The 12,818-nt window shown below is 73.5% G+C and carries 12 protein-coding genes; 3 read left to right on the forward strand and 9 right to left on the reverse strand.

Translation table 11 applies throughout. The features are described 5' to 3' along the window. Window positions 1–3: 3 nt before the first annotated feature. On the forward strand, window positions 4–1,284 hold the full coding sequence (locus ABGB14_RS41555) for a tetratricopeptide repeat protein (RefSeq protein WP_347649373.1): 1,281 nt from the start codon (window positions 4–6) through the stop codon (window positions 1,282–1,284). Further along, complete coding sequence (locus ABGB14_RS41560) at window positions 1,281–2,630, forward strand: High-affinity nickel-transporter (RefSeq protein ID WP_347649374.1); 1,350 nt, start codon at window positions 1,281–1,283, stop codon at window positions 2,628–2,630. Before ABGB14_RS41555 ends, ABGB14_RS41560 begins: the two co-directional genes overlap by 4 nt. Window positions 2,631–2,666: 36 nt before the next feature. Here ABGB14_RS41560 and ABGB14_RS41565 read toward each other — a convergent pair whose 3' ends face one another. The 6 genes from ABGB14_RS41565 to ABGB14_RS41590 all read right to left on the reverse strand — a co-directional run bounded on the left by ABGB14_RS41565 (window position 2,667) and on the right by ABGB14_RS41590 (window position 6,371). After that, complete coding sequence (locus ABGB14_RS41565) at window positions 2,667–3,194, reverse strand: MauE/DoxX family redox-associated membrane protein (RefSeq protein ID WP_347649375.1); 528 nt, start codon at window positions 3,192–3,194, stop codon at window positions 2,667–2,669. A 6-nt stretch (window positions 3,195–3,200) separates the two neighbouring features. Further along, window positions 3,201–3,593: a S26 family signal peptidase gene (locus ABGB14_RS41570; protein ID WP_347649376.1), complete on the reverse strand. Its 393-nt coding sequence runs from the start codon at window positions 3,591–3,593 to the stop codon at window positions 3,201–3,203. Further along, entirely contained in the window at window positions 3,590–5,398 is a 1,809-nt protein-coding gene (locus ABGB14_RS41575; RefSeq protein WP_347649377.1) for an ABC transporter ATP-binding protein, read from the reverse strand. The genes ABGB14_RS41570 and ABGB14_RS41575 overlap by 4 nt, the downstream gene beginning before the upstream one ends. After that, entirely contained in the window at window positions 5,391–5,918 is a 528-nt protein-coding gene (locus tag ABGB14_RS41580; protein ID WP_347649378.1) for a thioredoxin domain-containing protein, read from the reverse strand. The genes ABGB14_RS41575 and ABGB14_RS41580 overlap by 8 nt, the downstream gene beginning before the upstream one ends. A 79-nt stretch (window positions 5,919–5,997) precedes the next feature. Then, window positions 5,998–6,174, reverse strand: coding sequence for a hypothetical protein (locus ABGB14_RS41585; RefSeq protein WP_347649379.1), 177 nt, complete (start codon window positions 6,172–6,174; stop codon window positions 5,998–6,000). A 23-nt stretch (window positions 6,175–6,197) separates the two neighbouring features. Continuing rightward, window positions 6,198–6,371 carry a hypothetical protein gene (locus tag ABGB14_RS41590; RefSeq protein ID WP_347649380.1) on the reverse strand — a complete coding sequence of 58 codons (174 nt, stop codon included), beginning with the start codon at window positions 6,369–6,371 and terminating at the stop codon, window positions 6,198–6,200. 141 nt (window positions 6,372–6,512) lie between these two features. Between ABGB14_RS41590 and ABGB14_RS41595 the strand changes: the two genes are divergently transcribed. Continuing rightward, window positions 6,513–9,224 carry a BTAD domain-containing putative transcriptional regulator gene (locus ABGB14_RS41595; RefSeq protein ID WP_347649381.1) on the forward strand — a complete coding sequence of 904 codons (2,712 nt, stop codon included), beginning with the start codon at window positions 6,513–6,515 and terminating at the stop codon, window positions 9,222–9,224. Window positions 9,225–9,246: 22 nt separating this feature from the next. Here the strand turns inward: ABGB14_RS41595 and dgoD are convergent, their stop codons facing one another. From dgoD to ABGB14_RS41610, 3 genes are read right to left on the reverse strand one after another with little or no spacing between them, the layout of a single operon-like run. Next, a complete protein-coding gene (gene dgoD, locus ABGB14_RS41600; protein WP_347649382.1) occupies window positions 9,247–10,392 on the reverse strand; it encodes a galactonate dehydratase in 1,146 nt (381 codons plus the stop codon). A gap of 34 nt (window positions 10,393–10,426) precedes the next feature. Beyond that, complete coding sequence (locus ABGB14_RS41605) at window positions 10,427–11,167, reverse strand: SDR family oxidoreductase (protein WP_347649383.1); 741 nt, start codon at window positions 11,165–11,167, stop codon at window positions 10,427–10,429. Beyond that, window positions 11,164–12,813, reverse strand: a complete 1,650-nt coding sequence (locus ABGB14_RS41610) for a discoidin domain-containing protein (protein ID WP_347649384.1) — start codon at window positions 12,811–12,813, stop codon at window positions 11,164–11,166. Before ABGB14_RS41610 ends, ABGB14_RS41605 begins: the two co-directional genes overlap by 4 nt. Window positions 12,814–12,818 lie beyond the last annotated feature (5 nt).

Consider the following 12,818-nt stretch of genomic DNA (forward strand, 5'->3'; position numbering starts at 1 on the left):
TCGTTGCCCCTGCTGGGATGCCTGCTGCTGGGATGCGTGCTGCTGGCCCTGTACGCCCCCGGCGGCGCCCTGCGCCGGGACGAACCAACGCCCAGGCAGGCGGGGTGGTCGCCGCACGACCTGGCCGGGTCCATCGAGGACGCCCAGAACCGCCTGCGCCGTCACCCGGACGACGCGGCGGCCTGGGCGGGCCTCGGCTTCCTGTACCTGGAGCAGGCCCGCCGCACCGCCGACGGCGCCTACCACGCCAAGGCCAAGGGCGCGTTCGAACGTTCGATGCGCCTGCCCACGGGCGACGGTGAGCCGTACATCGACGCCGTGATCGGCATGGGCGCGCTGGCCAACGCCGGGCACGACTTCGCCGGCGCGGTCCGATGGGCCGAACGGGCCCGCAAGGCCGCCCCCTACCGCTGGCCGCTCTACGGCGTGCTCACCGACGCCCACCTCGAACTCGGCCACTACCGCCAGGCCGAGAGCACGTTGCGGCACATGCTCGACGGCCGCCCCGACTTCGCCTCCTTCACCAGGGCCGCACGCCTGGAGCGGGTGCACGGGCGGCCGGGGCCCGCACGCGAACTGCTGCACCGCGCGTGCGCGATCGCCGGCGACCCCGCCGAGTACGCCTTCTGCCAGGGGCAACTCGGCGACCTGGCCTGGGAAACCGGTGACCCGCGCTCCGCGCTCGCCGCCTACGCCGAGGCGCTGGCCACCGATCCCGGGCACGTGCCCTCGCAGGTGGGCAAGGCCCGCGCACAGGCCGCGCTCGGCCACGTCGACCAGGCGCGGCGCGGCTACGCCGCCGTCGTCGCCCGGGCCCCGTCGTTCGTCGTCGAGTACGGCGAACTGCTCGAACACCTCGGCGACCGGGCGGGGGCCAGGCGTCAGTACGCCGTGTTCACCGCCCAGCACAAGCTCCTAGCCGCCGCCGGGAAGACCGACCACCTGGCCATGGGCACGTACGAAGCGGATCACGGCGATCCGGACACCGCGGTCCGGCACCTGCGGGCGGAGTGGAAACGGCGCCGGAGCATCGAGGTCGCCGACGCCCTGGGCTGGGCACTGCACCGGGCGGGCCGCCATGCCGAGGCCGCCACGTACGCCGCCCGCGCGGAAAGGCTCGGCGGGCACCACGCGCTGTTCGCCTACCACCGCGGCGAGATAGAGCAGGCGCTCGGGCACACCACCTCCGCCCGCGCCCACCTGACCAGGGCTCTGTCCATCAACCCGCACTTCTCCCCGGCTGGGGCCGCACGGGCGCGCAAGCTGCTGGCGGCGACGGCATGATCGTTCCACTGGCCGCCCCTCTGGTCTCCGCAGCGCTGGCCGCGCATCCGCTGGGCAACTTCAGCGTCAACCACTACGACGGACTGACGATTCACCGCGACCGGATCGAGCTCGTCTCGATTGTGGACAGCGCCGAGATCCCGACCCTGCAGCAGCCGGTACGCGGCCCCGTGGACGCCCACGCCCGTCGTGCCTGCGCTGGGCTGCGCGACACCGTCAGGGGCACTGTGGAGGGGCGGCCGCTGGCCTGGCGGGTCACCGAGGCGTCCTTCGCCTACCAGGCGGGGGCCGCGGGGCTGCGTACCAGCAGGCTGACGTGCCGCCTGACCGCGCCTTTGCGGGTGGACCGGCCGCTCACCCTCACCTTCGCCAACACCCACCGCGCCGGCACCGTGGGCTGGCGGGAGATCACGGCCCGGGGAGACGGCGTGCGGCTCAGCGCCTCCAGCGTGCCGGCGCACAGCGTGTCGGGCGGGTTGCGCGACTACCCCGCCGACCTGCTCAGTTCCCCGCTCGACGTACGCCGAGCGCGCGTCACGGTGGAGCCGGGTGCCGGAGACGCCGCAACGTCCGTGACCGTGCCGGGCGTGGACACCATCACCCGCTACACCGCTCTGCTGGCCGACCGGCTGAACACGCTGGTCGGCGCCGACCGGCTGACCGTGCCGCTCGGCATGCTGGCCCTGTTCCTGTCGCTGCTGCTCGGAGCCGTGCACGCGGCGATGCCCGGCCACGGCAAGACCGTCATGGCCGCCTACCTCGCCGGACGGGACAGACGTTTGCGGGACACGGTCGCCGTCGCGGCCACGGTCACCGCCACCCATACGGCGGGGGTGCTGGTCCTGGGCGTGCTCGTCACGCTCACCGCGTCGTTCACGGGGGAGGCGGTGCTGAGGTGGCTCGGGGTGGCCAGCGGCCTCATCATCGCCCTGATCGGCGCCGGCCTGCTCCGCTCCGCCCGCCGCCGCAGCCCCGTCCCCGTCCCCGTCCCCGACCCCGACCCCGACCACGGGCATGGTCACGGCCACGGGCAGGGGCGGCGGTCGGGTGGTGTGGTGGCGCTGGCCGTGGCCGGCGGGCTGGTGCCGAGCCCGTCTGCCCTGGTCGTCCTGCTCGGCGCGGTGGCGCTGGGACGTACCGTGTTTGGTGTCATGACCGTCGTCTGCTACGGGCTCGGCATGGCGTTCACGCTGCTGGCCGCCGCGCTCGCCCTGCGCAAGCTGGGTGACCTCACCCTGGTGGGACGGCTGCAGCGCCTGCGCCCCTACAGCGCCACCATGACCGCCGCGCTCGTCCTGCTCGTCGGCACGGGCGTCACCCTGCGCGCGGTCGCCGCCCTGGTGTGACCGTTCCACGCCGCCCGGCAGGCGAGCGCGAGGCGTTCACCAGGACGGCCTCAGCAGCGCCGCGAGGTCGTCCCATCGCGCCAGCAGCAGTCCCAGTACAGCGCCCAGCGTTCCGGCAGCCGCGCTGATCACCGGGTCGGCGGAGTCGTTCGCCAGCGATCCCACCAGCCCGAGCAGGGACACCGTGACGAGGATCAGGTTGCGCACCACGTGCGCCACGCCGACCGGTGTCTCGGAGGGGCCGAAGCAACGGCACGGCACCGGAGCGGGCCTGCGGGCGACCACGCCCACAGCCAGGGTGAAGCAGCCCAGCAGCACCGCCGCCAGCGCGAATCCCGCCGTCCCGGCCCAGCGTGGCGGCACCAGGACCAGCACGATCACCGCGGCCTCCCCCGCGGTGACGGCCACGGCGGCCATCGGGACGACCGCCCGGCCGATCACGGCCATCTCCCTGAGCGACTCGACGAACCCCTCCCACGCCCGACGGCCGCGGACCTTGCCCGCCAGGGCGAGCGCGAACACCGTGACCAGCAGCAGCCCGCTCGCCACCTCGACGTACCGCATGATCGGCTACCGTCCCTCTCGTGGCGGCAGGGACCTGATGACCGCCACCACATGAGAGGCGGGCAACAGGCCGAAGTGCCGGGAGTCCACGCTCCGGGGCGGGTTGTCACCGAGGACCGCGACGCGCCCGGCGGGCACCAGCCCGCCGCCCAGCACCGCGGGCAGGCGCTCGCCTTCGCAGGCGGCCAGCCGCTTGACCAGCAGCGGCGGAACGGGGTGCGGGTTGCGCACGATCACGACCTCGCCGGTCACGCCCCTGGTGCGCCGGGCCAGCAGCCGCTGGCCCGGGTGCAGGGTGGGTTCCATGCTGGCGCCCTCGACCGTGACCGTGACGAACCGCCCGCGCAGCCACACCAGGACGGCGACAGCGCCCAGCACGACTCCCACCACGTATCTCATGCGGTGTGCTCCGTGACGTAGCCCGCCGACTGCAGGGTGAACAGCCTGGCGTAAGGGCCCTCCCGGTCCATCAGTTCCTCGTGCCGCCCCTGCTCGGCCACCTGCCCCTCCTCCAGCACGACGATGAGGTCGGCGTCGCGCACGGTGTTGAGCCGGTGGGAGATGAGCAGGCTGGTACGCCCTGACCGGCCGGCGCGCATCCGGACGTGGATGTCGTGCTCGGCTTCGGGATCCAGCCCCGAGCTGGGCTCGTCGAGGATCATCAGGTCGGGCCGGTCGCGCAGCAGCGCGCGGGCGATGGCCATGCGCTGCCACTGCCCGCCCGACAGCTCGACCCCGGTGGACGCGGAGTCCTCGTCGCCGTCGCTGAAGAAGAGCCGGGTCAGCAGGGTGTCGTAGCCGCGCGGCAGCGCGACGAGCGTGTCGTGGACGCCGGCCCGCCGGGCGGCGGCCTGGATGTCGGGTTCGGAGCCGATCAGGGGAAGGTTCCCGAGGCCGATGTTCTCGGCGGCGGACAGGTCGTAGGCCATGTGGTCCTGGAAGACGGCGCTGATCCTGGCGCGCAGGTCGGCGGGGTCGCAGCGGCGCAGGTCCACCCCGTCCCACAGGATCGTGCCCTTGGTGGGGTCGTAGAACCGGCACAGCAGCTTGACCAGGGTGCTCTTGCCCGCTCCGTTCAGCCCGACGAGGGCGATGGTGCCGCCGTACGGGATGAACAGGTCGACGCCGCGCAGGATGTAGGGGTGGTCGTCGCCGTACCGGAACCACACGTCACGCAGTTCGATGCCGCGCCGCAGCGCCGGCAGCGGGGCGGTGGCCGTCGCGGGCAGGTCGGGCGGGGTGTGGGTGACGTCGAGGTAGTGGCCGAACATCCTCAGGCTCTGGGCCATCTGCGCGATCATGTGCACCATCGTGTTGAGCCCCAGCTGGGTGCCGGCCACCGCGCCGATGAACATCACCACGTCTCCCGCGCTGATCCTGCCTTCGCGCGCCGCCATTCCGGCCCACACCAGCCCACCGCCGGCGACCAGCGCGGCCAGCAGTTCGAGCGCGCCGTTCGTGGCCAGCCTGCGCAGGTCCAGGCCGCGCTGGGCGCGGTTGACGCCTCTGCGCTCGGCCAGCATCCGCTCGCGCAGGAAGCCGCCGATCCCGAACAGCCGGACCTCCTTGGCGGCCTGGACGCCGGTCAGCAGCTGGCCGTAGAAGAACTCCCTGCGCTGGGCGGGACTGGTCTGCCACATCATCGTCGTGTACTGCCTGGCCAGGCGTAGCTGGGCGGCGAGCGCGGGCGCGAGCGAGACCAGCACGATCACGGCCATCCACGGGTTGATCAGGGCCAGCGCCCCGAGGAACCCGGCGACCGTGAGCGCGGCCCTGCCGACGTCGAAAGCGGATCCGAGCAGCCCGTGGCAGTCGGTGGTGGACTGCTGGGCCAGGCGCAGCCGGTCCAGGAAGGCGGGGTCTTCGAAGTAGCGCAGCCCGGCGAACTTCCCGGTGGCGGTGAACAGCCGGTCGGTGGCGCGCAGGCCGACCGCCCTGCCGAGGGCGCCGTTGGCGTAGGTGGACAGGCTCGGCAGCACGCCTGCGGCCAGGCCGCTGGCGGCCAGCCCGAGCGCCGCGCCGAGCACGGAGCCGCGCTCGGTGGTCAGCGCGTCGAGCAGCGCTTTGGTGAACCAGGTCGTGGAGATGGGGACCGCGGCCTGGGCGAGGGTGGCGCCGACGTAGAGGATCACCGTCACGGGCGCGCTGCGCCAGGCCAGCCCCGTGACGGCGGCCAGGGCGCGCGGCCAGGACCGCTCAGCCACGCGCGGCGGTAAGGGCCAGCACGTCGGCCAGGTCATGTCCCGTCGCGAGCACCGTACGGCTGTCGTCGATGAGGAAGACCCGGGGGAAGGCAGCCACCTTGAACGCCGTGGCCATCGACCCGCCGTCCGGGCCGGCCGTGTCGACCATGGCGACCGGTTCGAGCAGTTCGCGCATCGGCCCGATCTCGTCGCGGAAGCCGGCGATCACGGCGATGACCTGGTCACGCGGCATCGTCGCGGCCAGCTCGGCGAACTTGGGGGCCAGTTCCTTGCAGGGCGCGCACGACGGGGAGAAGAAGCCGACCAGCGTACGCCCGCGCAGCCCGTGCTCCACCTCGAACTCCGCCACCGTCTCACCGGGCAGGAGCGAGGGCGGCGGGGCGCCGCCGGCCTGCTCGTACAGGCCGTTGAGGCGCTCGGTGTGTTCGCGCAACCTGCGGATGATGCCCAGGCCCAGCGCCAGGTTGAGGGCGCACAGCACGGCCAGCACCACCACGGCCGCCCACAGGGCGTAAACCATCACGATCTCCTCATCGCGGTACGGAGGGCCGGGCCTGATCAGAGGGCCCGGCCCGTGGATCACGACACCGGATCGGCGTCTAGCAGTACGACCAGCCGTTGCACCTGGTCCCCGTGTTGTAGGTGCAGCACCTGCGGTACTGGCACCGGCCGCCCATCACGGTGCGATATTCCTCCCAGCAACTGCTGGCGGCGGCCCTGACCTGGGGGACGAGCCGTTCGACGAGCCGATCGGTGAATCTGGTGAGAACCCGCATGACGTCCTGCTTTCTGTTCCCGGTCAGCAGCGGACCCAGCCGTTGCACCTGGTCCCGTTGATGTACTCGCAGCACCAGCGCTTGTAGCACTGCTGCGGCTTGTCGTCCCACTGCCAGTAGCACCCCAAGGCTGAGGCCTTGACCTGGGGGACGAGCCGTGCGACAAGGCGGTCGCAGAGTCCGTGTAAGGCGTTCATGAGCCCTCGCTTCCTGAAGAGGAGCCTTCGCCTGGCAGCCTCACCCGGGCATCTCAGCGATTTCTCAATGACTTCTCAATGCTGTTCCGAACACATGACAACCTGGGAGGAGTCGATCTCCCCTGACTACGCTGGAAAGCCATGTTGATTCGGTTGCTCGGACCGGTGGAGCTGGAGCGCGCGGATCAGACCAGTGCGGTGCGCCCTCCGCAGGCCGCGCTCGCACTCGCTGCCCTCGCCTGGGAGGTCGGCCGGGTCGTTCCCGTCGAGACGCTGCTGACCCGCATCTGGGGCGAACGGATCCCGTCCGGCGCGCGGAACACCCTGTACACGATCATCACCCACCTCCGCCACGAAGTGCTCGGCGACGACGGCGACGTGCTGCGCAAGCTCGGCGGCTACCTGCTCGACGTGGACGAGTCCGCCGTGGACCTGTCGCGGTTCCGCCGCCTCGCCGAGCGGGCGGCAGCCGTACCGGATCCCCGGCCGCCGCTGAGTGAGGCGCTGGCGCTGTGGCACGGTGACCCGCTGACAGGGCTGCCGGGCGAATGGGCCGAGCGGGCCCGCCGGCGGCTGCGGGACGAGCGGAAGGAGATCGTGCTGCGGTGGGCGCGTTCGGTGGCCGAAGCCGATCCGGGAGCCGCGGTGGCGGCGCTGTCGCCGCTGGCGGAGGAGTACCCGCTGGACGAGCTGGTCGCCGTCGCGCTGATCGAGGCGCTGCACGCGTCGGGGCGTACGGCCGAGGCGCTGACCTGCTTCGCCGGCGTGCGCCACACGCTCGCCGAGGAACTGGGCGTCGAACCAGGGACGGCGCTGCGCCAGGTCCATCGCATGTTGCTGCGGCAGGGCGAGGTGGCCGAGGCCGAACGTCCCGTACCCGCGCAGTTGCCCGTCCGCCTCGGGTGCTTCGTCGGCCGGAAGGCCGAGCTGGATGGGCTGGCCGCCGCCGGCGCCGTGTGCGTGATCTCGGGACCGCCGGGAGTGGGCAAGTCGTCGCTGGCGCTGCGCTGGGCCCACCTGCACCGCGACCGTTTCCCCGGCGGCCAGCTCTACGCCGACCTCGGCGCCCTCGACCCCGTCGGCGCACGCGCGGTCCTGCCCCGCTTCCTCGGCGCGCTCGGCGTCGCGGAGAGCCAGGTGCCCTCCGGCGTCGAGGCGCAGATCGGGCTCTACCGCAGTCTGGTGTCCGACCGCCGGGTGCTCGTCATGCTCGACGACGCCCGCGGCGCCGAGCAGGTCGCTCCGCTGCTGGCCACCGCGCCTGGGTCGCTGACGCTGATCACGAGCCGGTCCGAGCTGCCCTCGCTGTCGGTCACCGTCGGAGCGTCCCTCCTCCATCTGGGAGTCCTTTCTCGTGAGGAGGCCCGCGACCTGCTGGCCGCCCGGGTCGGTGAGGCCCGCCTGGCGGCCGAGCCCGAGGCCGTGGAGCTGATCATCGACAGGTGCGGGCGCCTGCCGCTGGCCCTGGCCATCGTGGCGGCGCGGATGGTACGGCGGAGCGAGCTGCCCCTGGCCGAGGTCGCCGCCGACCTCGAACGAGCGGAAACCGGCCTGGAACCGTTCGCCGACACCGACCCCGCGATCGACCTGCGCGTCGTGTTCGCCCGGTCCTACCGCGAGCTCACCGAGGAGGCGGCCGGCCTCTTCCGCCATCTCGGCAGGCAGGCCGGACCGGACTTTCCGGTGACCGCGGTGGCGAGCCTTGCCGCCCTGCCCGTGGAGCGTACGCGGAAGCTGATCGACCACCTCGACCGCGCCAACCTCGTCGACCACTCCGCCCGCGGCCGCGTGCGCCTGCACGACCTGCTGCGCGCGTACGCCGCCGAGCAGGCCCGCGCCACCGACAGCCGCACCGTGCGCCGGTCCGCCACCCGCCGCCTGCTGGACCACTACCTGCACTCGGCCTGCGCGGCCAGCGCCATCTGCTACCCGCACCGCGAACGCGTCAAGCCGGACCCGCCCGCCCCCGGCGTCGCCGTGGAGCACTTCGCCGGGCAGGGGGAGGCCCTGCGCTGGTACGCCGCCGAGTCGGTGGCGCTGCCCGCGGTGGTGTCGGAGGCGGCCGAGGCCGGGCTGGACCGGCACGCCTGGCAGCTGGCCTGGGGGTTCGGCGAGTTCATGCAGCGCCGCGGCCCCTGGGAGGAGATCCTGCACGTCGAGGCGGTGGCGCTGGGCGCCGCCGCGCGGCTCGGTGACCGCCTGGCGCAGGCCGGCAGTCACAGCCGCCTGGCCCGCGCCCGCGCCAAGCTCGGCCACGACGAGAAGGCGGTCACGCACTTCGACCAGGCCATCGAGCTCCACCGCGACCTCGGTGAGCCCGTCCTGGAGGCGCACCTGCACCTGGGCCTGACGGTCCCGGTCAGCCGGGTACGGCCCGGCGAGGAGCTCCGCCACGCGCTGCGGGCCCTGGAGCTCTTCGAGGAGGGCGGGGACACCATCGGCAAGGCCCGGGCGCTGAACAACGCCGGTTGGTGGCGCGCCCAGCTCGGTGAGTACGACCAGGCGCTCACCGACTGCAGCCATGCGCAGGCCATCCTGGCCGACCTCGGTTACGCCCAGGGCGAGGGGCATGCCTGGGACAGCATCGCCTACGTGCTGGACGCCATGGGCGACCACACGCGGGCGGTGGCCGGCTACGAGCGGGCGGCCGAGCTGTTCCAGGAGTGCGACGACCTCCACCCTGCCGCGCAGACGCTGGTCCGGCTCGGGGAGACGCACGCGGCGGCGGGCGATACGGCGGCCGCGCTGGACGCCTGGAAGCGGGCCGTGGAGTGCTACGACGCTCTCGGGGACACGCAGGCGGAGGCAGTCCGCGCCCGCTGCGCGGCGCTGGGCCGCCCCACGTGGCCGTGAGCGCGTGGTTCCCGCAGGGCGATCACCACTCGGCGAGGCCGCCGTCGTCGCGGCGCCAGACCGGGGAGCGCCAGCGGTGGCCGGTCTCGGCGGCGCGTTCGACGGCGGCGGCGTCGATCTCGATGCCGAGGCCGGGGCCGGTCAGCAGCGGCACGTGCCCGTCGGCGTACCTGAACACCGACGGGTCCACCAGGTAGTCGAGCAGGTCGGCGGGCTCGTTGTAGTGGATGCCGAGGCTCTGCTCCTGGATGAGCAGGTTCGGGGTGGCGAAGCCGGTCTGCAGGCTGGCGGCCAGGGCGATCGGGCCGAGCGGGCAGTGGGGGGCGAGGGCGGCGCCGTAGACCTCGGCCATGGCGGCGATACGCCGGGTCTCGGAGATGCCGCCCGCGTGCGAGACGTCCGGCTGGGCGACCGCGATCCCCGCCTCCAGCGCGGGGCGGAAATCCCACCGCGAGTACAGCCGCTCCCCCGCCGCGATCGGGATGGCGGTGGCCGAGGTGACCGCCGCCAGCTCGCCGGTGAGCTCGGGCACGACCGGCTCCTCCACGAAGAACGGCAGGTACGGCTCCAGCAGTGGCAGCACCCTGCGGGCCATGGGCAGGCTCAGCCGTCCGTGGAAGTCCAGCGCGATGTCGACCTCGTCGCCGACCGCGGCGCGCACCGACGCGAGCCGGTCCACGATCGCCCTGACGGAAGCCGCCGTGTCGATGGCGCGCAGGATGCCGGCGGCGTTCATCTTCAGCGCGGTGAACCCGGCCTCGACCAGCCCTGCCGCCGCGTCGGACGCCTCGGCGGGAGAGTCGCCGCCGACCCAGATGTAGACCCGGACGCGGTCTCTGACCGGCCCGCCGAGCAGCCGGTGCACCGGCACGCCGTAGGCCTTGCCGGCGATGTCCCACAGCGCCTGGTCGATGCCGGCGACCGCGCTGGACAACACCGGCCCGCCCCGGTAGAAGCCGCCCTTGGTGAGCACCTGCCAGTGGTCCTCGATGCGCAGGGGGTCGGCGCCGACCAGGTACTCGGACAGTTCCGCCACGGCCGCGGCCACCGTGGCCGCCCTGCCCTCGACCACCGGCTCGCCCCAGCCGGTGATGCCCTCGTCGGTGTCGACGCGCAGGAACAGCCAGCGGGGCGCCACCAGGTAGGTCGTGAGCGAGACGATGCGCATGGGTCCCTTTTCGATCAGTAGCGGCAAGACGGGTTCAGTCGGAGTCCTTCATGACGCTCCAGCCGCCGTCGACGGTCAGCGCGGCGCCGGTGACGAACGACGCCTCACTGCTGGCCAGGAACGCGATGGCGGCGGCGACCTCGTCCGGGCTGCCCAGCCGCCCGGCCGCCGTGGCGCGGGCGCTGCGTTCCCGGCCGGCCTCGTCGATGCCGTCCCACGCCCCGGTCAGGATGGGGCCGGGCACCACCGCGTTGGCGCGTACCTCGGGGCCGTACTCCACGGCGAGCTGCCTGGTCAGCGAGAGCAGCCCGCCCTTGGACGCGGCGTAGGCCGGGCGGCCGGGCAGGCCGAAGCCGGCGTGCACGCTGGAGACCGCCACGAGAGCGCCGCGTGCCCGCCGCAGCTCGCCGATGAACGCGCGCACGCCCAGGTAGAACCCGCCGAGGTTGACCGCGAGCTGGGCGTTCCAGTCGTCCGGCCCCACCTCGTCGGCTGGCCCCTTCCGCAGCACGTACGCGTTGCCGACGAGCACGTCCAGCCGCCCGAACCGGGACAGGACCAGCGTGCGCAGGTCGTCCCACGCCTGCGGCGAGGCCACGTCGCAGGCGGCGTACACGGCCCCGGGGACGCTGTCCGCCACGTCCCGGCCCGCCGCGTCGTCGATGTCGGCGACGACCACCGAGGCGCCCTCCGCCGCCAGCCGGCGGACCGTGGCGGCGCCGATGCCCCGCGCGCCACCCGTGACGACGGCCGCCTGCCCCGCGAACCTGCTCATCGGACGGTGACCTCCGCCGCCGACAGGTAGGACCCGCCGCTGGCCCGGCTGCCCTCCAGCCGCACGTAGCGGGCGTCCGCCGCGTCGAACGAGGCGCTCTTCTGCCGCGCGTCGGCCGCCCACGATCCGCCGGCGACCTCCGTGAACGTCCGGCCGTCTGTGCTGAGGTAGACCTTGTAGTCCAGGATCGTGCCGTTGAGGTTGCCGTCGAAGCGCGGCTGGTAGTCCAGCGCGCTGACCTGCCTGGTCTCGCCCAGGTTGAGGGTGATCGACTGGGGCAGCGGGTGCGGCGGCTGGTACTCCGAGTGCCAGTAGGTCGCGATGTCGTCGTCCACCGCCAGTTCGGGGCCGAAGCCTGCGTGGAAGCTGGTCGCGTACACCTTCGGCTCGACGCAGTCCTCGGTGACGGTGACCGGGATCTCCCGCTTCTCGCTGCCGATCGTCACGGTGACGGTGTGCTCGCCCGGCTCGGTGTCCCTGGGCGCGGTGACGGTCACGATCACGTTCTTCGCCTGGCCGGCGGGCACGTCGAGGGCGGCCTCGGCGGGGGTGGCGGTGAGCGGCTCGGACGCGCTCACGCGGACCGGCCGCGACAGCGGCGCCGCGGTGTTGTTGACGACCCTGGCCATCACGTCGGCGGTGCGCACGGCGAGCTCGCAGTGATCGAGGGCGAGCTTCGCCGGGACCACCGACTGCTGCTCGTCGCGGGCGGCCCCGATGAGCGCCCATCCGAACGGCTCGTCGGCGTAGTACGCGGCGCGGCAGTCCCGGTCCGCCGTGTGCGAGCGCCCGGCGTCGAAGGCCGCCTTGCAGTCCGAGACGTCCGGCATGTCGGTGTCGATCGCGGCTTTCAGCACATCCCCCCTGGCGAAGACGTACCCGCTGTGCCGGCGCGCCTGCGCGTCGCCGCGCTCGAAGTACGCGTCGGTGTAGGCGCGCGGCCCTGTCAGGTCCGCCCAGAACGCCTGCGGCTCGCAGCCGATGGCCTGGTCCTCCGCGGGTACGGCGCAGCGCCCGGCGCGGAAGTCGCCGCCGAGCACGGTGACGCCGTCCTCGCGGGCGAACCGATCGGCGAGCCAGGCGGCGGCCGGCGCGGGATCGCCGCCGGGGTGCGCGGCGACCAGCGGCACGCGCAGCGTGCCGTCCCGCCGCGCGGCCACCACGTAGGCCTGGTCCTCGTCCTGCACCCGTTCGAAGCCGCCGCGCGCGGCGGCGGTCATCGTGCCGGTGTTCAGGATGATCGCGTTCTCCCTGACCGCGCCGTCGGGCAGGAAGGCGGAGCGTTCACCCGCCACCTCGGCCCGGTAGCGCTGCCCGGTGGCCCGGCTCAGCGCGTTCGCCAGGTGGCGGGCGCCGGGGCCGAGGATCTCGGTGAGCAGCAGGGCGTCCGGCGCCGCGGGGGCCTTCTCGGCCAGCAGCCTGGCGAAGTTGTCCAGGTCTCTGGTGTCGCGGGCGTCCGCCTGGCGTACCGAGTCCTGCAGGTTGGCCTGCACCACCAGGACCTGGCCCGCCGGCGTGACGGGCAGCCGCCGCACCGCTGCCCCGGCGGCGGCCGGCCCGGCGGAGGCGGACCCGGCGGAGGCGGGCATCGTGAACAGGCCCGAGCAGAGCGCCACCGCGGCGGCGGCGTGGAACGTCCTTCTCATGATCA

The sequence above is a fragment of the Nonomuraea sp. B10E15 genome (assembly GCF_039871615.1).
In the GTDB taxonomy this organism is placed as follows: domain Bacteria; phylum Actinomycetota; class Actinomycetes; order Streptosporangiales; family Streptosporangiaceae; genus Nonomuraea.

Coding starts and splice junctions, on each gene's coding strand:
- ABGB14_RS41605 (WP_347649383.1), bottom strand. CDS start 11,167: ATGAGCAGGTTCGCGGGGCAGGCGGCCGTCGTCACGGGTGGCGCGCGG.
- ABGB14_RS41590 (WP_347649380.1), bottom strand. CDS start 6,371: ATGAACGCCTTACACGGACTCTGCGACCGCCTTGTCGCACGGCTCGTC.
- ABGB14_RS41570 (WP_347649376.1), bottom strand. CDS start 3,593: ATGAGATACGTGGTGGGAGTCGTGCTGGGCGCTGTCGCCGTCCTGGTG.
- ABGB14_RS41585 (WP_347649379.1), bottom strand. CDS start 6,174: ATGCGGGTTCTCACCAGATTCACCGATCGGCTCGTCGAACGGCTCGTC.
- ABGB14_RS41580 (WP_347649378.1), bottom strand. CDS start 5,918: ATGGTTTACGCCCTGTGGGCGGCCGTGGTGGTGCTGGCCGTGCTGTGC.
- ABGB14_RS41610 (WP_347649384.1), bottom strand. CDS start 12,813: ATGAGAAGGACGTTCCACGCCGCCGCCGCGGTGGCGCTCTGCTCGGGC.
- dgoD (WP_347649382.1), bottom strand. CDS start 10,392: ATGCGCATCGTCTCGCTCACGACCTACCTGGTGGCGCCCCGCTGGCTG.
- ABGB14_RS41560 (WP_347649374.1), top strand. CDS start 1,281: ATGATCGTTCCACTGGCCGCCCCTCTGGTCTCCGCAGCGCTGGCCGCG.
- ABGB14_RS41595 (WP_347649381.1), top strand. CDS start 6,513: ATGTTGATTCGGTTGCTCGGACCGGTGGAGCTGGAGCGCGCGGATCAG.
- ABGB14_RS41565 (WP_347649375.1), bottom strand. CDS start 3,194: ATGCGGTACGTCGAGGTGGCGAGCGGGCTGCTGCTGGTCACGGTGTTC.